At 52.7% G+C, this 18,403-nt stretch carries 18 protein-coding genes; 14 read left to right on the top strand and 4 right to left on the bottom strand.

Annotated features, from left to right (window positions below):
- Window positions 1-30 precede the first annotated feature (30 nt).
- The 4 genes from MV421_RS07940 (at window position 31) to MV421_RS07925 (ending at window position 4,144) form a co-directional block, all read left to right on the top strand.
- On the top strand, window positions 31-1,080 hold the full coding sequence (locus MV421_RS07940; RefSeq protein ID WP_297421817.1) for a magnesium transporter: 1,050 nt from the start codon (window positions 31-33) through the stop codon (window positions 1,078-1,080).
- Window positions 1,077-1,847, top strand: coding sequence for a sugar phosphate isomerase/epimerase (locus MV421_RS07935; RefSeq protein ID WP_297421819.1), 771 nt, complete (start codon window positions 1,077-1,079; stop codon window positions 1,845-1,847). The genes MV421_RS07940 and MV421_RS07935 overlap by 4 nt, the downstream gene beginning before the upstream one ends.
- 100 nt (window positions 1,848-1,947) lie before the next feature.
- Window positions 1,948-3,369 (top strand): CoA-binding protein, encoded by a 1,422-nt coding sequence (locus MV421_RS07930; RefSeq protein WP_297503855.1) that lies wholly within the window; start codon window positions 1,948-1,950, stop codon window positions 3,367-3,369.
- Window positions 3,370-3,382: 13 nt separating this feature from the next.
- A complete protein-coding gene (locus tag MV421_RS07925) occupies window positions 3,383-4,144 on the top strand; it encodes an acetate--CoA ligase family protein (RefSeq protein ID WP_297420299.1) in 762 nt (253 codons plus the stop codon).
- On the opposite strand, the gene MV421_RS07920 is transcribed toward MV421_RS07925, so the two are convergent.
- From MV421_RS07920 to MV421_RS07905, 4 genes are read right to left on the bottom strand one after another with little or no spacing between them, the layout of a single operon-like run.
- On the bottom strand, window positions 4,145-4,492 hold the full coding sequence (locus tag MV421_RS07920) for a hypothetical protein (RefSeq protein ID WP_297420296.1): 348 nt from the start codon (window positions 4,490-4,492) through the stop codon (window positions 4,145-4,147).
- A 54-nt stretch (window positions 4,493-4,546) separates the two neighbouring features.
- Window positions 4,547-5,104 (bottom strand): DUF998 domain-containing protein, encoded by a 558-nt coding sequence (locus MV421_RS07915; RefSeq protein ID WP_297420293.1) that lies wholly within the window; start codon window positions 5,102-5,104, stop codon window positions 4,547-4,549.
- Between the two features lie 29 nt (window positions 5,105-5,133).
- Window positions 5,134-6,261, bottom strand: coding sequence for a tRNA uracil 4-sulfurtransferase ThiI (thiI, locus tag MV421_RS07910; RefSeq protein ID WP_297420290.1), 1,128 nt, complete (start codon window positions 6,259-6,261; stop codon window positions 5,134-5,136).
- A 4-nt stretch (window positions 6,262-6,265) separates the two neighbouring features.
- Window positions 6,266-6,592, bottom strand: coding sequence for a hypothetical protein (locus MV421_RS07905; protein WP_297420287.1), 327 nt, complete (start codon window positions 6,590-6,592; stop codon window positions 6,266-6,268).
- 88 nt (window positions 6,593-6,680) lie between these two features.
- Between MV421_RS07905 and MV421_RS07900 the strand changes: the two genes are divergently transcribed.
- From MV421_RS07900 to cas7i, 10 genes are all read left to right on the top strand, one after another.
- Window positions 6,681-7,679 (top strand): TIGR01177 family methyltransferase, encoded by a 999-nt coding sequence (locus MV421_RS07900; protein WP_297420284.1) that lies wholly within the window; start codon window positions 6,681-6,683, stop codon window positions 7,677-7,679.
- 523 nt (window positions 7,680-8,202) lie between these two features.
- On the top strand, window positions 8,203-8,916 hold the full coding sequence (gene cas6 / locus MV421_RS07895) for a CRISPR-associated endoribonuclease Cas6 (RefSeq protein ID WP_297420281.1): 714 nt from the start codon (window positions 8,203-8,205) through the stop codon (window positions 8,914-8,916).
- Window positions 8,917-8,920: 4 nt separating this feature from the next.
- Complete coding sequence (gene cas10 / locus MV421_RS07890; RefSeq protein ID WP_297420278.1) at window positions 8,921-11,272, top strand: type III-A CRISPR-associated protein Cas10/Csm1; 2,352 nt, start codon at window positions 8,921-8,923, stop codon at window positions 11,270-11,272.
- Between the two features lie 4 nt (window positions 11,273-11,276).
- Window positions 11,277-11,852: a type III-A CRISPR-associated protein Csm2 gene (gene csm2 / locus MV421_RS07885; RefSeq protein WP_297420275.1), complete on the top strand. Its 576-nt coding sequence runs from the start codon at window positions 11,277-11,279 to the stop codon at window positions 11,850-11,852.
- On the top strand, window positions 11,852-12,724 hold the full coding sequence (gene csm3 / locus MV421_RS07880; protein WP_297420272.1) for a type III-A CRISPR-associated RAMP protein Csm3: 873 nt from the start codon (window positions 11,852-11,854) through the stop codon (window positions 12,722-12,724). Before csm2 ends, csm3 begins: the two co-directional genes overlap by 1 nt.
- Window positions 12,724-13,620 carry a type III-A CRISPR-associated RAMP protein Csm4 gene (gene csm4 / locus MV421_RS07875; protein WP_297420268.1) on the top strand — a complete coding sequence of 299 codons (897 nt, stop codon included), beginning with the start codon at window positions 12,724-12,726 and terminating at the stop codon, window positions 13,618-13,620. The genes csm3 and csm4 overlap by 1 nt, the downstream gene beginning before the upstream one ends.
- Window positions 13,617-14,813 (top strand): type III-A CRISPR-associated RAMP protein Csm5, encoded by a 1,197-nt coding sequence (csm5, locus tag MV421_RS07870; RefSeq protein ID WP_297420266.1) that lies wholly within the window; start codon window positions 13,617-13,619, stop codon window positions 14,811-14,813. Before csm4 ends, csm5 begins: the two co-directional genes overlap by 4 nt.
- Window positions 14,810-16,102, top strand: a complete 1,293-nt coding sequence (csx1, locus tag MV421_RS07865) for a CRISPR-associated CARF protein Csx1 (RefSeq protein ID WP_297420263.1) — start codon at window positions 14,810-14,812, stop codon at window positions 16,100-16,102. The genes csm5 and csx1 overlap by 4 nt, the downstream gene beginning before the upstream one ends.
- Window positions 16,103-17,422: a hypothetical protein gene (locus MV421_RS07860; protein ID WP_297420261.1), complete on the top strand. Its 1,320-nt coding sequence runs from the start codon at window positions 16,103-16,105 to the stop codon at window positions 17,420-17,422.
- Entirely contained in the window at window positions 17,419-18,402 is a 984-nt protein-coding gene (gene cas7i / locus MV421_RS07855) for a type I-B CRISPR-associated protein Cas7/Cst2/DevR (RefSeq protein ID WP_297420259.1), read from the top strand. Before MV421_RS07860 ends, cas7i begins: the two co-directional genes overlap by 4 nt.
- Window position 18,403: the final 1 nt, after the last annotated feature.

The raw sequence follows: 18,403 nt of genomic DNA, 5'->3' as shown, positions 1-18,403 counted from the left end.
AGTGGAGTTGTTTTAGGTAAGAACTTCAAGATGATAGCCACCTCGTACCCGCTTCTTCTGATAATTCTCCCGGGTCTCAGCGATTTAAGGGGCAACGTCTTTGGTGCGATGGCCTCGAGGATGACGACGGCCCTCCACCTAGGTAAAATCAGGGGAATCCTCGATAAAGAGGTAACAACAAACATGTCAATGGCCATAGGGAGTTCCAAGATACCCCTTATAATCCTCTGGGCAACTGGTGCAATAAAGCTTGGCTTTTCCCACTCGGCCTTCATCGTCCTCCTTGTCATGATTGCTTCTGCGATAGTCATAGGTTTGCTACTAGGCTACTCCACGGCCTTCATAACGATATTTCCCTACCGCTGGGGCGCCGATCCAGATATGATAGCGGCCCCATTGATAGCCTTAGTGGCAGATGTCATAACCATCCCAACGCTTGTTTATCTCATATTCTTCTACGAGGGCCATAGTGTGGCCTTCTACGCATTCACGGCGCTCATGGTGGTTTTCTTTGTTTCTTTGATAGCCCTCTCGGACTACAAGAGAGAGCACGTCAGGGCCTTTAAGGAGGTCTCGGGGGTTTTGACGGTTCTGGCACTCATCGAGATATTCTCGGGTTCGACCCTTGAATCGTACAGCGACATCATCTCTAAGGCCATAATCCTGAGCGTCATGTATCCCTCACTACTAGACAGCGTCGGCAACTTTGCCTCGATAGCGGCTGCGACAACCTCAACACGCCTTAACCTCTCAGGAAAGAGCGCCCTTAAGAACAGGGAATTTTACTTTGATGTCTCTGCTCTGCTCCTGCTGACGCCGATAATCGGTTTCCTGACCAACTATATAGCGGTCCGTGTCACGAACCTGATAGGTTACCAGGCGGCGCTTATATGGCCTTTCATTCTCGGCTACCCGCTTCTCGTCGTGATTAACATGGCCATCGGGGTTTTCATCGCCTACATCTCACACCGTTTTAACATAGACCCGGACAACGTTGCCATCCCAACCGCTACAACCATATCGGACGTTATGGGAACCATCTTCATCGTCCTGCTCGCAAAGATGATGGTGGGAGCATGATAGGACTGTCAATGACAGCTTATGATGAAAAAACCCTCAGGGGGTTTGAGAAATGGGTCAGGGCAGCCGAAGGGCTTGGCTTTGACTTCATTGAACTCCTAAGCGAGTGGCCGCACTACCTCTCTGAGAACAACCTCAACTTTTTCTGTGAAGTCCTCAACTCCTACGGTATGAAGGCCACAGTACACGCGCCCTTCAGCGACATCAACATAGCATCTTTCAACGGGCACATAAGAAACGTCTCGCTGGGAATAATCCGCGAGACGCTGAAACTTTCGGCGGAGATCGATGCACTTGCAGTGACGATTCACCCCGGTCACTGCTCTCCGGTGAGCGTGAAAAACCGGCGGAAATATCTTGAAATCCATAGGGAATCTCTGAGGAAGATATCCAGCTGGGCTGGGGAGTACGGCATAAAGGTGGGTGTGGAGAACATGCCTCGTTTTCCGATTCTGGATGCGCAGACCCCCGAGAGGCTGGCTGAGCTGATAGAAGGGATTGACATAGGAGTCACCTTCGATGTTGGGCACTTAAATACTACCTCAATGGACTTCGACCGTTTCCTCGAGCTCCTTGGGGATAGAATAGTGCACGTTCACCTCCACGACAACTCCAGCAAAGCAGATGAGCATCTCCCACCCGGAGAGGGAACCCTCCCGTGGAGGAGGGTGTTTCCAAAGCTGCCCGAAGTGACGATGGCCCTCGAAGTGAACAACCTTGAATCCGCCAGGAGAAGCCTCGAATTTTTAAATGGTCTGCACCAATGAACTTCTCAGTCCATTGAAGTGCGAATTTTACAAAACGCAACTCTTTTATACATCCGGGATGAATTTTCTCTGAGAAGCAGTTTCTGGCGGAGGGATACCAATGGTGGAAAAGATAGTTGAGGAAATGAAGCCCTTCTTTGACCCGAAAGCGGTCGCTATCATAGGTGCAACCGACAAGAGGGGAAAGGTTGGAAACGTCATTTTTGAGAATTTCAAGATGAACAAGGAGCGCGGAATCTTCAAGGGCAACATCTATCCGGTGAACCCCAAGCTCGACGAGATTGAGGGTTATAAAGTCTACAAGACCGTTAAGGAGCTTCCCGATGACACTGATCTCGCTGTCATCTCAATACCCGCAAAGTTCGTGCCCGCAACAATGAGGGACATCGCGGAGAAGGGTATTAAAGCCGCTATAATCATCACCGGCGGCTTCGGTGAGCTCGGTGAGGATGGCAAGAGGCTCGAGCGCGAGATCTACGAGGTAGCCAAGACCCACGGGATACGCGTTATTGGTCCCAACTGTGTTGGAGTTTACGTTCCGGATAAGGGTGTTGACACGGTCTTCCTGCCCGAGAACAAAATGGACAGGCCGAAGAGCGGACCGATAGCCTTCGTCAGCCAGAGCGGTGCCTTCGCCGCCGCAATGCTCGACTGGGCCACAATGGCCGAGGTCGGAATAGGAAAGATGGTCAGCTACGGTAACAAAATAGACGTCGACGATGCGGATTTGATGGACTACTTCATTCACGATGATGAGATAAACGTCGTCACCTTTTACATCGAGGGAGTTAAGGACGGCAGGAAGTTCATCGAGAGCGCCAAGAGGATAACCAAGGTCAAGCCAGTGATAGCCCTAAAGAGCGGAAGGACCGAGTACGGCGCTAAAGCGGCTTCGTCCCACACGGGTTCTCTAGCGGGAGCCGACACCATTTACGATGCGGTTTTCAAGCAGACCGGCATAATCCGCGCGGAAGACTTCGAGCACATGTTTGACCTTGCAAAGGCCTTCGCTGTATTAGTTCACAAGCTCCCGAAGGGCGACAGGGTAGGGATAATCACCGACGGTGGCGGCGCTGGGGTCATGGCCAGCGATGCCGTGGCAAAGTTCGGTCTCAAGATGGCAGACCTCAGCGAGGAGACGGTGAAGTTCCTCAGGGAAAACTTCCCGCCGCATGCGGTTCCTAAGAACCCAACCGACGTCGTCGGTGACACCGACGCAGAAAGGTACAGGATAGCCCTTGAGGCCTTCACAAAGGATCCAAACGTAGATGCCATAGTTATTATAGTTCTCTTTCAGGTGCCTCTCCTTGAGGAGGAGAAGGTAATCGACATCGTCGCGGAGTACCAGAAGAAGAGCGACAAGCCGATAGTTGCCATCGCAATGGGTGGAAAGAAAACCGACTACTACGCCCGCATGCTGGAAGAGAGGGGAGTTCCCGTTTATCCGACCCCTGAGAGGGGAGTCAGGGCCATGGCAGGTCTCGTTAAGTACGCTGAATACCTGAAGAGGCTTGAAGAGTGATGGTGGTGGTAACATGAAGGAGGAAGCCCTCGAAGTTATTGAGTCCGTCCTGAGGGAGGGGCGGACAGCCCTCGTAGAGTACGAGGCCAAGCAGGTGCTCAAGGCCTACGGCCTTCCCGTTCCGGAGGAGAAGCTAGCAAAGACCCTCGATGAGGCACTCAAGTACGCCGAGGAAATAGGCTACCCCGTGGCAATGAAGCTCATGTCACCGCAGATTCTCCACAAGAGCGACGCCAAAGTGGTTCTCCTAAACATAAAGACGCCGGAAGAGCTGAAGGAGAAATGGGAGGTAATCCACGAGAACGCGCGCAAATACAAGCCAGATGCCGAAATTCTCGGTGTCCTAATTGCCCCAATGCTCAAGGTTGGCAGGGAGATAATCATCGGCGTCACGGAGGACCCGCAGTTCGGCCACGCGCTCATGTTCGGTCTAGGCGGAATCTTCGTTGAGGTTCTCAAGGACGTCACCTTCCGCATAATCCCAATAACCGAGCGCGACGCCAAGAAAATGATAACCGAGATAAAGAGCTACCCGATTTTAGCGGGAGCGCGTGGTGAAGAACCCGCTGACGTGGGGGCCATAGCCCAGCTCTTGCTCAAGGTCAGTGAACTCGTTAACGATCTCGACGCCTACGTTAAAGAGATGGACCTCAACCCCGTCTTCGTCTACAACGAAGGGGAGGGGGCAGTGGTCGTTGACGCTAGGATAATCCTCAAGGAGCCAAAGGAGGAGAAGCCGGAGATTAGCTCCGAGTACAGGGAGAGATGCGCCTGATCACTCCTTCTTTATATTTCCCTCCGCTTCTTCGCGCTCTTTTTCCTCACGATAGACGTCCTGGATGTAGCCTAGTATGTCGTGCATTATGAAGAAGCTTATTGCCGCGTCAACCGCCGAATAGATGTTCCCCGCTATGAGGAACAGCAGGCCGAAGAAGAACTCCAATCCAGTGTAGACTAGGGCTACCTTTATGGCCGTCCTGTTCTCCCTGCCAACCCCATAGGCCAGGACGAGGGTGAAGAGTGCGAAGGCAAGGTAAACCATCGAAGACCAAGAGTAGGAGTAGTAGAGGAGCAGAACACCATCGATTGCGAGTAAATACGTGGCGAGCTGAAGGCGTTTCATGGGTATCGGGACAGGTTCTCGAGGGGGTTTAAAGGGGTTGCGCTCGACAAAAATTTAATTAAAAAAGATGCTCCCCAGTTGCAACAGACCCACATAAACGAACCACGCGAGGATCGTTATCGCCCCAACCATCTCTGGGATGGCAAGACCCTTGAAGACCCTCTCCTTTAGGAGGTAGAGCATGAGGAAGAACGTCAGAACCGCTGTGAGGGACCAGAGGTATCCAACGAAAGCCCCGGAGCGGCCCAGTTTTATTCCTACTATCGCAATGTCCGCCAGTGCCAGAACGTAGAATAAAACGGCCGATGGTGTGTGGTAAGGCAACTCCTCCGGGAAAACTCCAACGAGAAAGAGGAATACCATCGCGAGGGGCATGAGGTAGCTGAGACCGTTTTTGAGCGCCCCAAAAGCCGCGATGAAGCCCACCACGGTGAACGCCATTAGAAAGCCGTTGAAGTACCACCTCTCCGGATTTTTGAGCGAACCCATGTCACTGAGGGCGTTGTTCGTGAAGGAGAACCAGGGGTTCCTAGACAGTGCTATAACGAGGCCTGCGAGGAATATGATAGGGAGGAATACCGCAATGTATGCTGAGAGTCTCTCGAACTCCATTATATCACCTCCACCTCAACGACTTCTTCCTAGTTCCTCCCGAGGACGGCCCGATAGAGTTTTTTGAACTCCTCCCAGGAGCCACGTATTATCGGGTGCCTGGGAATGAATGAGACCTCATCCTCGGGGAGGGTAGAAAGCTCGAAGGTGCCGATCTTCTTCGCTATCCCAACTATCTCCTCCTTGTCCATGCCGATGAGTGGACGGTAGATTGGTAAATCGGTGGCCTGACTGACGATATACATGTTCTCAAGCGTTTGTGAAGCGACCTGTCCGAGTGAATCGCCCATGACTATACCCTTCGCACCGAAGTCCTTGGCAATTTTATCCGCGCTTCTCACCATGTTGAACTTGCAGAGGACGCAGGTGTATTTATCCTTCTTCATCTCTTTGAGCTTCTTGATTATCCTATCGCGCTCCTTCGGTCTGACCACTACCAGCTTGCCCTTCCCACCGTAGCCGTACTTCTTGAGCTGATTCCAGATTTTCCTGACCTTCTCAAGGGTCTTCTCGCCCATGTAGATGTGAACTGGGATGACCTCCACGCCACGCTTCATCATAAGGAAAGCCGCCACTGGGGAGTCAATACCACCGCTGAGTAAGGCAACCACTTTTCCCTGTGTCCCGATTGGCAGGCCGCCCCATCCCCTTACCTTGTCCACGAAGACGTACGCTTTACCCTCCATCAGCTCGACGCCGACTTCTATGCCATATTCGTGAAGGTCAACCTCACTCTCCTCGTTCTCGAAGATGTACTCCCCGACCTTCGCCTGAACCTCGGGACTCTTGAGCGGAAACTCCTTGGTTATCCTCCTCGCGGTGACGCGGAAGCGGGGCCTTTCGAGGTTGAGTTCACGCTTTTTCTTTCGGAAGAGCTTGAGCGCGGTTCTGTTTATCTTGTCTATCTCCGCATCGACTTCCATCGCCGGCGAGAGCGAGACTATGCCAAACACGCGGGTGAGAACTTCGACGGCTTCCTTCGCCCTGTTCGTCCTCACCAGAACCCTACCGTGCTTCGCCTCAACCTTTTTGAAGTCAATCCCCTCGCTCACCAGGGCCTCGCGGATGTTGTTCATCAGTATGCTCTCGAACCATCTCCGCGTTTGCCTCGCCTTCGTTCCTATCTCACCGTACCTCACGATAACAACGTTGAACATGCCATCACCCCAGCGCGTGTGGGAACTTTATTATTATGTCCACGTACTTCTGTATCCCTGCGTAGAGCAGGAGGGAAGCTATGTATGAGGAGAGCAGTATGAGTTCGTTCATCTCGAAGATGTGCGCCGCTATCGCCCTCGCCTTTGGGGTTGCATCGACTATCGTAACCATGTACTTTCCCTTGAGGGACTGGTTGACCAGTATGAAGCCCACGGCCAGGAACACTCCAGCTAAACCCCAGAGTGGGCCAAGGGCGAGCATGAGGAAGAGCGTCGAGGCCACCACTATCCAGCCACCGATGACGCCCAGCAGTATGACGAACTCTATCATCCTTCCACCACAATGGGTTGGGAGCGGGCAATAAAAACGTTTGGCCGGCTCAACAAAAGCTTAAAAAGCCCGCCGAGTACCGCCCACCATGCTCTACGTCGAGATACTGGGAAACATTCCTGAAATGGCAAGAGACGAAGTTAAAGCCATGCTCGAACTCGGCGAAGGGAGAATCACGGGTCAGGATTACCTCCTTCTCAAGGTTGAAGGGGGAGAAAAAGTCTTTCCCCACCTTGACAGGCTCGGGCTGGCCCACGAGTATGGATTGCTCGTGGTTGAGGCGGATTCCGTTGGAGAACTTCTCAAAAGGACTGGAAAAATTGACTGGCCCATTGAAGGCACCTTCAAGGTCGACACCGAAACCATGACCAACTGTAAGCATGAAATTCTCGACCTGCCGCGGAAGCTCGGGTCGGTGATACACGCCCAGGGGTTTAAAGTGGACCTCTCAAAGCCGGACACGCTGGTTAGGGCATACTGCGGCGAGAGACTCTACGCTGGAGTAAGGCTCCACTTCTTCGACCCCAAGGACTTTGAGGGCAGGAAAGCCCACCATAGACCCTTCTTCAGACCCATCTCCCTCCATCCGCGTTTCTCCCGTGCTCTGGTAAACCTAACGAAGGCAAGGAAAGAGATTCTCGATCCCTTCATGGGCGCCGGTGGGATTCTGATGGAGGCCGGCCTCCTTGGTCTCAAGGTCTATGGTGTGGACATCAAACCGGAGATGGTTGAAGGGGCTGAGATGAACCTCCGGCACTACGGGATTAGGGATTACGTCTTGAAACTCGGTGACGCCACGAGGCTAGAAGAGCTGTTTCCGAGAAAGAAGTTTGAAGCGATAGCCACCGATCCACCCTACGGCACCTCTGCTACCCTCGCCGGAAGGAGACGGGACGAACTTTACAGAAAGGCCCTGGAGAGCATGCACCGCGTTCTCAAGCACGGCGGGAGACTGGCAATAGCCTTCCCCGCGGACTTCGACGGGGAAGCCGAAGGCGAGGCGGTGGGCTTCAGACTCGTTAACAAATACTATCAAAGGGTTCATAAGAGCCTCGACAGGTGGTTCTACGTGTTTGAGAGGGTGTGATGCCCTCAACCTTGCAGTAGCATGGGGGGTATGGAACCGTCGCTAAGGTCTTCTTTTTGAGTTGTTTTCGCCTGTTCCTCCCCCCATCAGCGGCAGTTTCCGTAGAACAGTGTTGTGTGGGAGGGTCTTTATGGGCAACCTTGCATTTTTCCTAACCACAAGTTTCCGTAGAACAGTGTTGTGTGGGAAGCACGGTCATAGACGGTAGAACAGAAGTAATCATAGACGATGTTTCCGTAGAACAGTGTTGTGTGGGAAGCACGGTCATAGACGGTAGAACAGAAGTAATCATAGACGATGTTTCCGTAGAACAGTGTTGTGTGGAAAGAACGGTTTTCTTATCTCCAGTGGCCGGGAACACTCCCGGGTTTCCGGAGAACAGTCTGTAACAATTAGAAATGCACAGCAACGTGTGGTTTATTATGCATCGCGATAGTTTAACCCGCAACACCTTGAGATTCACAATCCTTATAAGGTTCTGCGTTGTAACGTTAAATGGCAGGCATGCCTAGGGTGTTTAAACATGCGGTTAAAAATAACGTTTAAAACTAACAATGAAGTACCAAAACAGCCCAATAAACACGCCGTCCAGGGGTTCATTTACAGCATGCTGAAGGACACGGAGTATGGGGGAAGGCATAACGAACCGCGCTTCAAGTTCTTCACGTTCTCCGATTTCTTTATAGACAGAAAGGGAAGGCTTACGTTTATAGTGTCCTCACCGGAGAGGGGGTTCATATACGCACTATATCACAGCATCAAAGAGAAAGACCACGTACACATTGGAACTCATCAGCTGAAAATCACTGAAGTCCGGAAGTTCGGTGTGCCCCTCAGGAACAGATTTCAGACAGGTTCCCCTATAGTGGTTTACAGGAACTCCGAGGAAAACGAGTACTTTAAACTCCATGCCCATCTTGACCTAAGGTTCTTCCTCGAAAGACTTCGTGAAAATGCGGAAAAGAAGTACAGTGCGTTTTATGATGACGATTTCATCCTCGATAGACCGATTTTTGACAGGTTAATCCCAAAGCTCAGGAACAACGGGAAACTTGACGTATACGTCAAGGTAGTCAAGAACGGCGTCCCCTTCCCGGTAATAGGCTCCAACTGGGAACTTCTTGAGAAGGAGCGGATAAGACCAGAGGAGAAGCGTTTCTACCGCTTTATAATGGATGTGGGCCTTGGGGAAAAGAACAGCCTCGGTTTTGGGTTTTTGAACCCCGTCAGGAGGTGAAAAATTGGAGTTGAAAGAGCTAGTTAGCCTCGGCGGACTCCTCCACGACATTGGAAAGCCCGTCCAGAGGGCAGGCTTGTATTCAGGCGACCACTCCAAACAGGGGGCGAAGTTCCTCAGGGAGCTGGCGAAGAGCACCGGCAGGGAGGAGTACAAACTTCTGGCTCTGTTTTCGAAGTTTCACCACCGAAATCATATGAAAGAGACCGAAATGATAAAAAAGATCAGCGAAGTCCGCCCTGAGCGCTTTGGGCTCAGCGAAAATGACATTCTCAGGGCGCTTTGGATTGTCTACGAGGCAGACAATCTTTCCTCAACGGAGAGGGAGGAGGGAAAGCCAGAGCAGATAAGGCCGCTCTACTCTATCTTCAACCAGGAGAAGGCCTACCGGCCGATCTCCCTTGACTTCGCCCAGGAACTCCCACTTCCCGGTGAAGTTGAGCGTCTGATGGGGGAGGACTACAGGAAAGTCGTCGAGGGTCTGCAAAGGGAGATTCCCAAAGCTGGTCTCAGGGTGGTGTGGCTCCTGCCGGTTCTTGAAAAGCACCTGACATTCGTCAGTTCAGTGACTTCTAAAGGCAACGTCATCTCGCTCTACGACCACTTGAGGATGACGTCTGCGATAGCCCTAGCGATGTTCAAAGCCGGGTGCACCGTTGAGGGCATAAAAACGGGCAGATGCAAAGACGAAAAGAAGTTTCTCCTGATCGAGGGCGACTTCTCAGGCATACAGGACTTTATCTATGGAATAAGTGGGAAAGGAACTCTGAAGTACCTCCGCGCGAGGAGCGCTTATTTAGAACTCATCGCCTGGGACATTGTCATTGAAATCCTAAGGAGGCTAAGCCTAACGAGGATCAATGTGGTCTTCAACGCAGGTGGCCACTTCCTCATACTCGGCCAGAACACGGAAGACGCCAGGAGGGAGCTCGAAAGCATCAGGAAGCACGTTGTGGAGTGGCTCTACAGGGAGTTCGACGGGAAGCTTTACCTCGCCCTTGAGTGGGAGGCGCTAACCGGCGAGGAGCTCGGGAGAAAGAATGGGAAGAAACTCTTTGCAGAGGCGAGGAAGAGACTCAAGAGGAAACTAAGCCTGAAGAAGCTCAGGCGCTTCGAGGAAGTTGAAAATCTGTTCAAAGATCCAGAAGCTGGTGGAAGGCTTGAGGAGTGCGCTATCTGTGGAAAAGAGGTGCCCGAGAGCGAGCTTGAAGCCTTCCGGCTGAGTGACGATTCAAATGTGAGAGCCTGTAAAACATGCAACGAGCTCGCAGAGCTTGGTCAAAAACTGCCCAAGGTTAAAGGAGTTGTACTCGACAGGAAGGCCCACGAGGGCGAGGGGATAACAAAAGGTCCATTTAGATACTTCATACCGTACACTGAGGATCCAATACCGGAGGGAGAAGTTCTCCTCCTCAAGAACACCCTTGATGTTCCCGAGAACCTTCCAGAGGGCATTGAGTTCATCCCGTATCTTGTGGCCGACTACTTTAAGCCAAATGCAGAGAACGAACACACGGTTGCAGAGTTCACTGAACTGGCGGAAAACTCTACAGGAACAAAAAGACTCGGCGTCCTCAAGGGCGACGTGGACAACCTCGGGTTGTTCTTCATGAACCTAGACAGCCCCTCAAAGCTCGCCACCGCTTCCCGCTTCATGGATTACTTTTTCAAGGCGTACCTCAACGAAATTATAAGGGGCAAGTTCAGATACACCATGGGAGAAATCCCCTCACTCAGAGACTGGCCGGAAGAGCCCGATATCGTCGTGGTTTACGCCGGAGGGGACGATTTCTTCATTGTTGGGGCATGGGATCAGGTCTTCGAGCTGGCTTTCCGAATAAGGGAGGCCTTCAGGGCCTACACAGGAAACGGGAGGAGTTTATCAGCTGGTCTGGGTTACTTCCATCCCAAGACGCCGATATACAGGATGGCTGATGTCGTCTCGGAGAGACTTGAGAGGGCGAAAAACGAGGGAAGCGATAAGGACAGGGTCTTTGTGATAGAGAGAACCGCCCCAGAGGGATTCCCCATTGCTTACCGCTGGGAACAGTACGAGGAGCTCTGGAAGACTTACAAGCCAAGGATTTACGCCGGAAACGGCGGGCTGGTGAAGGAACTTGCGTCAAAGAAAGGCCTCCTGTGGAGGATTCTTGAGCTCAGGGAGCTCTACGTCAGGGATCCAAAGAGCGTAAAGTGGGCTTACTTGATAGCTTACCTCCTCGGCAGGCACAAGCTCTCAGGCCTGTTTCCAGAGCTCGTCGGGATAGATGCGGAGGCCGTCCTAAGGGGCAGGCCACAGCCGATTTACTGGGTTGATGGCATTCTAAAGGTTGTTTTGATGGCCGTTAGGGGGTGATTTGATGGTCTACGGAAAAGGCCACCCGGGTCATGGTATGGGCAGGTATCAGAGGGAGGCCCGTGAGGGCAACGTTGGCGAACTCTTTGGAGAAAACCCGGACGTAATAGGGATACGGGAAGCCTTCGAGAAGAACAGAATATCGTGGAAGGATATTGAGCCTTACTTCAGAGAGATAGCCCAAGAGCTGGAAGAGAGCAAGAAAAAAGGAGATTTTCCCAGCTGGAGCCCAGAGAAGAGACTTGCGAATGCCGTTGTGGTGGCAGCTTATCTAAGGGCTCAGAACCTCAAGACGAATCAGGTAAGGAAAGTCCTTGAGATGACGCGAACCATCGATCTGAAACTGAAGAAGGGGGATACAGCCATAAAGGACGACGTCGTGAAGACCCGCTACCTGCTGGCGTATGCCGTTGGCAGGGCTACGGGAGGGGCGAGATATGCCCTTGATGCATTTCACCGAGTCCTCGACCCAATGCTGGCCCTTCTAATGAAGAAACCCGACGTTGGCCGATTTGAGGAGGTTTATGACTTCTTACAAGCGGTTGTTGCCTACCACAGGTTCTTTGGAGGTGGTGAATGATGGACAGGCACTTTTATGGAAAAGTCGTTATCTGGGGCAGGATTAAGGCCCTCACCGGCCTCCACATAGGTTCTCAGAGGGACATTTCGGAGATAGGGGGCATCGACAACCCTGTTATAAAGGATCCCATAACTGGTCTGCCTTATATCCCAGGATCTTCACTCAAAGGGAAGCTGAGAAGTCTATTTGAGGTGTTCACGAACTCCAAGCTCGATGAGTGGAAGGAAAAATATGAAGCCTTGAAAGACTATTCCTCTGGTAGCTGTAGGGAGGAAGGCAGGGAAAACTGCGGGAAATTCTTCAACAAGAAGATCAACAATGGTTGGATACATGTCTGTCCCGATTATTCCTCCGCAATTAATTGTCCTGTCTGCCGTCTCTTTGGTGCGAGTGGGAAGGAGAGCAACTTTCCCTCAAGGCTGATAGTCAGGGACGCGTTCCTCACGAAGGACTGGGAGGACAGATGGAGGGCCGGAGAGGACGTAACCGAGGCAAAAATCGAGGTTGGCATTGACAGGGTAACCTCCCAGGCCAACCCGAGGACCAACGAGCGCGTCGTGGCCGGGGCGGAATTCGAATTCGAGATGATCTACAACGTCGAGGATCTAAACCAGTGGGAGGACGACATAAAGAACCTCCTAACTGCGATGGCCCTCCTAGAGGACAGCTACCTCGGCGGTTCTGGTTCAAGGGGCTACGGAAAGGTGAGGTTCCTCTTCGAGGCCTTCGAATTCAGGAGCGCCGACTACTACCGCACTGGTAAGGAGGGGTACAGAATAGGGATTAATGCCAAACGCAAGCCAGCTGTTGACATTCTAAAGGACTTTGAGAACCTGTTCTCGGAGGTGAAAGGAAAACTGGGGGCAGGGTGATGCTTGGACTCAAGTTCAAGGCAATTAAGCTCTTTCCCAGGGGGCCCATAAGAGAGCTCCCCAGGGCCGACACGATATTTGGTGCGATAGGTACTGCAGTGGCGACGCTCTTCGGGGGCAACGCGGTGGATGGGCTGGTGCAGGGATTTAAAGAAAGTGCCCGAATCAGCTCCGCCTTTCCCTTTGAAGGGAGCACCTATTACTTTCCTAAGCCCTTAAGCGTTGGCGTCCTCAACTTTGACGAGCTTTTGAAGGACCTTCCCAAGGAAGAGCGCCATACAAGGGAGAAGGAGATAAAGAAATCGAGGTACCTCGACCTTGAAAACTTCGAGAGGGCCCTTAAGCTTGAGCCCTTCGACGTTCCCAAAGGTTTGCCCTTCAGGAGGGTGGACGTTCCAAGGGTAGCTCTCGACAGGGTTACCAACGACTCCAACCTATACTTCTGGGATGAGATGAGGTTCAGAGAAAGTTCGGGCTTCTACTTCCTTTACTCCGGTGATGAGGGTATCTTCAACGACTACATCCTTCCAGCGCTCCGCTATTTAGGTGACACGGGAATCGGAGGAAAGACAACCTGGGGCTTCGGTCTCTTCGACTTCAAGGTGGATACGGTTGAGATGAACGTGCCAGACAGTCCCTGCAGTGCAACGCTCTCCAACACCCTTCCCACAAAAACTCCGGTGCTCTGGAGCTTGGTAAGGAAAGGCGGCTGGAGCTCTGGCAGGAGAAAGCCGAAGCTGAACTTTATCGCTGAGGGCTCCATCGTGGCGGACGACCCTGGAAGGATAGTCTCCATTGATATCGGGCTTTCTCATGAGGTCAACGTCTACGGGCTCACGTTCCCCATACCGGCTGAGGTCCCGGACGAGGCTTCGAGAGGGGTGGATTGCCCATGAGACTGAGGGTTCTCTCTCCACTCCACATCGGCAACGGCAACAAGCTCACTCCAGTTGACATCTATCCTATCAAGGACAGTGTCTACGTCCTCGACATCGAGAGGCTCATTAACGACCTCCAGAGGCTCGGCGTTGACATTGAGGAAATCCTTGCGCTTCTCAAAAACCCTCCTGGGGAGCACTACGTGTGGAAAGGCTACATCGAAGAGTACCATCTGAATCCGGCAGATTACACCCTCTACTCTCTTCCGATCTTTGGTGGTGCTGGTGAGACGAGCATGCAGATAAGCGAGTTCATAAAGTCCAACAGAATGCCTTATATACCCGGTTCCTCTGTGAAGGGAGCGATAAGAACTGCAGTGTTTTATAAGGTTCTGAAGGAGTGCGGAGATTCAGGAACGGCGATGAACCTCGTCTCGACCCTTTCAGGAAACCTCGCGAGGGGGATAGGCTACAGTGAAAGTTTGATTGACTACTACATCGGTTATCTCGACAGGGAAATAGCCAGGAACCGCAGGTTCGGCAGGAAGAGGACGGATGACCTGCTTGAGGCCATCGTCTTCGGGATGGAGGGAGGTAGATACCCAGGAGTACGGTACGAGCCCAAGCACGACCCGATGAGGGGGTTGATCATCAGGGACAGTCGGAGCATAGACAGGAAGCACCTAGCGGTTTACCGCGTTGAGGCCGTAGGAAACCCCTCGCCGATACCGATATGGGTGGAGGCGTTTCGACCGGAAGCGGAGACAGAGGTAGAGCTCAAATTTGACATCGAACTCCTCAGGGTTAATTCTGACTATTTCAACGGCCTTCTCTGGGAGTGCCTCAAGGATAGGGGAAAGCCGTGGGAGGCCTTCGAGGACTTTGTCTGGGAGGCGGTGGAGGAGTTCTATAATATCATAATAGACAACGAGCTCAAGAGCCTTTCAAAATTTGGGAGGCATGGAAGCTCAGTTCGCTCGTTCTACGAAGGGCTGAGGGGGAAAGAGAGGATCATGAGGCTCGGCTGGGGAAGTGGCTGGATAAGCACCACAATTGGTCTCCTTCTGGTTGATAAGGGCTGGAAGTGGGAGCAGGTCAGGAGAAAACTCGGATTGGGCAGAAACCCATCGGGGAGGGGTGTTTCGAGGGAGTTCCCGAAGACAAGGCGTCTGGCAGACAGCAAGCCAATGGGCTGGGTGGTGTTGAAATGAAGCTCCTCATAGCCTCGTGGGGGAACTTCGAGAAGTGGACGGAGGTCAAATACCGCTTCGGCAACGAAGTCAGCGCCGGCCCTTCAACCCTTCCCATTCTTCAGAAGGTCATAAAACCCGACTGGACGGTAATAGTCCTCCCGGATACTCTGGGAAGAGACTTTTCCTCGCTGGAAGCCCTGAGGGAGGACATAACCGGTAGGGTTCAGATGTTCCTCGAAAGGATAGAGGCCGGCAGGGAAGTTGACCTTCTCCTGGTTCCCGGCATAGGAAAGTTCGAGCACGGGACCTTTGAGGGAAACGCCATGGACGTCTATTATCATGCCATCCACGGCCTCTCCCAGGTGATCCCGGTCGAGGGAGAGCTTGAGGTGCACTTCGACATAACCCACGGGCTCAACTACATAACCTTCCTCGTCCACCGGGCCCTCAGGGAACTGCTGGGAATAAGGGCGCTGGTCAGCGAGACATACTTCAAGGCCTACAACTCCGATCCCTTCGTACCCAAACTCAAGGCGGAGCTGGGCATAAACGTTATCGAGGACGTCAAAATTGAGCCCCACCCCTTAACCGAGAGGCTTCCCGGCCTTGAAGGGTACATCACTCCTTACCTCATCGAGAAAAAGGCTCTTGGAGGACTCAAAAGAGAGCTGAAGGCCTTCAAGCTTATAAAGTCGGAGAAGAGAAAGCTGGAGGCGTGGGTAGGGTCGGTCGTCTTCGGCTTACCTCTTCTCTTCGCCGAGAACTTTCCTGAGACTGGGCCCATAGAGGAAGCGGTGGACGAGCTCATAAAGACGTGGGAAAGCAATATCGAGGTCTTTAACAGATCCGTGAGGAGGAAACTGGCCCTTGGAGAGGGCCTCGGCGTTCTGGTGAAGCTCCTCTTCCAGGCGAGGGCTTTAGAAAAACTGAGACCGAGCCTACCGGCAAGCCTCGATGAACTGTACAATGTCTCGGAGAGAGTCTTTAGGGGCGCCAACAGGGAGAGGGCGAACGTTGAACTCGGTAAAATGGAGGACAAGGCAATATCCTACGCTTCAGTCAGCTGTTTCCCAGACTGGATGCCCCTAAGGGATTTTTCGGGTTTCGCGAACGCCAACACGGCGATAGTGCCCCGCAACTTCCTAGCACATGCGGGCCTTGAGGCAAACGCAACCGAGGTTAAGATGGAAAGCTGGGATGTCGGGGACGCCAAGAGGGAGGCGAGGAAGCACACCTTCCTCAGGTATTCTCAAGATGCAAAGAGGCGCGTTGAGGGAATAACGGCAAAGGCCTTGGGAGGTGTCTGAATGCTCGACGCTTACTTAAAGAATGGCGAACTCTTCCTGAAGGAAGCGGGGATACGGGAGGTTACTCCCGAAGTGATATCAGCGACGTACCTCCAGCCCATCAATGAGATGACCAATGAATACGTCTCGGTGGATTCGGAGAGTGAGGCCATAGCAGTCCTGAGAAGTTTCGGGTTTGAACTCTCCGGGAAAACGAAAAACATCCTCCCCGGACTGATAGAGGGCAAAAGGGGCACATGTTCCATCTGCGGGCAGGAAGGGGCCGTTGTCCCCAACAGGGCGTTTATATTCCCCTTCGAGAGGAAGGTTGACTCCATCGTGGACGAGAGCAACAGGCTGGCCCTCTGCCAGGAGCATGCGTTCAAACTCTACGCTGCGATGGCGTACCTCTACACTGTCCCAACGGGAGCGGGGAGCCTGAAGTTTTTCTTCGATGCCCCCGAAAGGGAGCTCAAAAGGTTCAAGAGAATGTTTAAGGACGGCTTTTGGAGGGAGCACTTCAGGGTGGACGTTCAGGAGAAAAAAGGGAAGAAGCGGTACTCGATTAGACCCTCCCTCCTGCTCAGCAGGTACCACCCTAACGAAGCGTTCTTTGCCGTTCTCCACGAGTTCGTCAAGTCCCTGAAAGACACGGGAGCTCTGGATGAGGCCATAGAAACGGGGAGGACAGTAAAAACGTACTTAGTGTACGGCTCGGGCCAGTTCTACAGGGAGCACGTGATAGAGGGAACCACCCTTGAGAGGCTGATAGGCTTTCTGGACAGAGTCCAGAATTCGGGTAAGGAAACCCAGTGGGGAAGGAGACATCTGAGTGTCTGGGACTCCGCGGTGGTTATGTTCTATGAAAGCCTGGAGATACCACGTGGAAAAGACCGCTCCAAAAATTTCTTGGAGCGCGAGGAGTTCGTGAGGAAGCTCCTGGACGGGAAGTTCGATTTCATTCTTTTAAACGGGATCTTCATGGAGAGGCTCAAGCGCAAGCTACCCCTCCCTCCTTATTACTACACATGGGCACACTCCTACCTGGAGGTTTTTGGAGGTGGTGTTGTGGACGTTAAAACATTTGAACATGTGAACGGACTCGGCTACAGCCTTGGGATGAAGATGAAGGGGACGAACCTTGAGCGCTACCAGTGGGAGCTCTTCAGGGCCAGGGGCTTTGAGGAGTTCCTGAACAAGCTGGTGGAACTCCAGGCTAAGCTGGAGGAAAGCCTTGACCTGAGGCCAATCTACGAGAACGAAAAGGAGTGGAAGGTCTTGAAGGCAATACTCCTGAACGGCATGCTAAACGCTCTCCACTCCAAGGAGGGAGGAAAATGAAGGCGATAGAAGTTGTTACCCTGACGAAGGTTGAGGGAGCTAACCTGAACTCCAACGGGACTGAGGGAGTCATAGCCGTCCTCAAAAAGGTCCGCGACCCAGTTGACGGAAGAGAATACATCCGCATAAGCGGTCAGAGCGTTAAGTATCACCTAAGGCAACTCCTTAAGGAGCTCGACTGGGAACTGAGCCAGGTGATTCCCAAGAGTGAAGGCGGACAAAAGGTCATAGTCTCCCTCGGGGAACCGCAGAATTACATAGACGACGACCTCTTTGGTTATATGATAGCGAAGAAGGTCGAGGGGAAAAACGCCACCCTCAGGAGAACCGCGGTGGTCAGAACCAACGGCATGGTCTCGATCTTCCCCTACCAGGAGGACAGGGACTTTGGGGTTAGATACGACCCGAGCGGAGACAACCACAACATATACGAGACCGAGATAGCTACCAACGTGATGAGGGGCAACTTCCTCATCGAGCTTGACAGGCTGGGTGTCTTCAAGGAGGGCCTCGAAGTTCCAAAGCTTGAGGGGCTTGAGGTTAGGAAAGTTAAGGATGCCACTGGTAGGGAGGTCACCCTCTACATCCTTCCGGAGCCAGAGAGGGAGAAGAGGCTTAAGGCCCTCCTAAACGCCGTACTCCAGTACCACGGCGGCGCGAAGCTGAGCAACTTCTTCACGAAGGCCTACCCTGAGGCTATGGTGGTCGTGCTCCTGAGGCGCAAGATACCCGTCATCGGCGATGCACTCCGGGTTAAAGAGGGCTACGTTGACGGAAAGCTCGTCCTCGACGTGGAGCGGCTTAAGGAGACCGTTGAGACGTTCCAGGACAACATCGAAAAGCTCTATATCGGCCTCTTCGAGAGCCGCTTTGCCAACGTGGACGAGCTGAGGGAAGCCTTCGAGGACATGGAGAACGTTGAGATAGTGGGTATGAAGGAACTCAGGGAAAGGATAAACAAGCTGGAGCTCGGTGAGTGAA

Origin of the sequence: Thermococcus sp. (assembly GCF_027023865.1) — an archaeon.
In the GTDB taxonomy this organism is placed as follows: Archaea; Methanobacteriota_B; Thermococci; order Thermococcales; family Thermococcaceae; genus Thermococcus.
The sequence above is the reverse complement of the archived record's forward strand: the minus strand, read 5'-3'. Positions and strand labels throughout refer to the sequence as shown.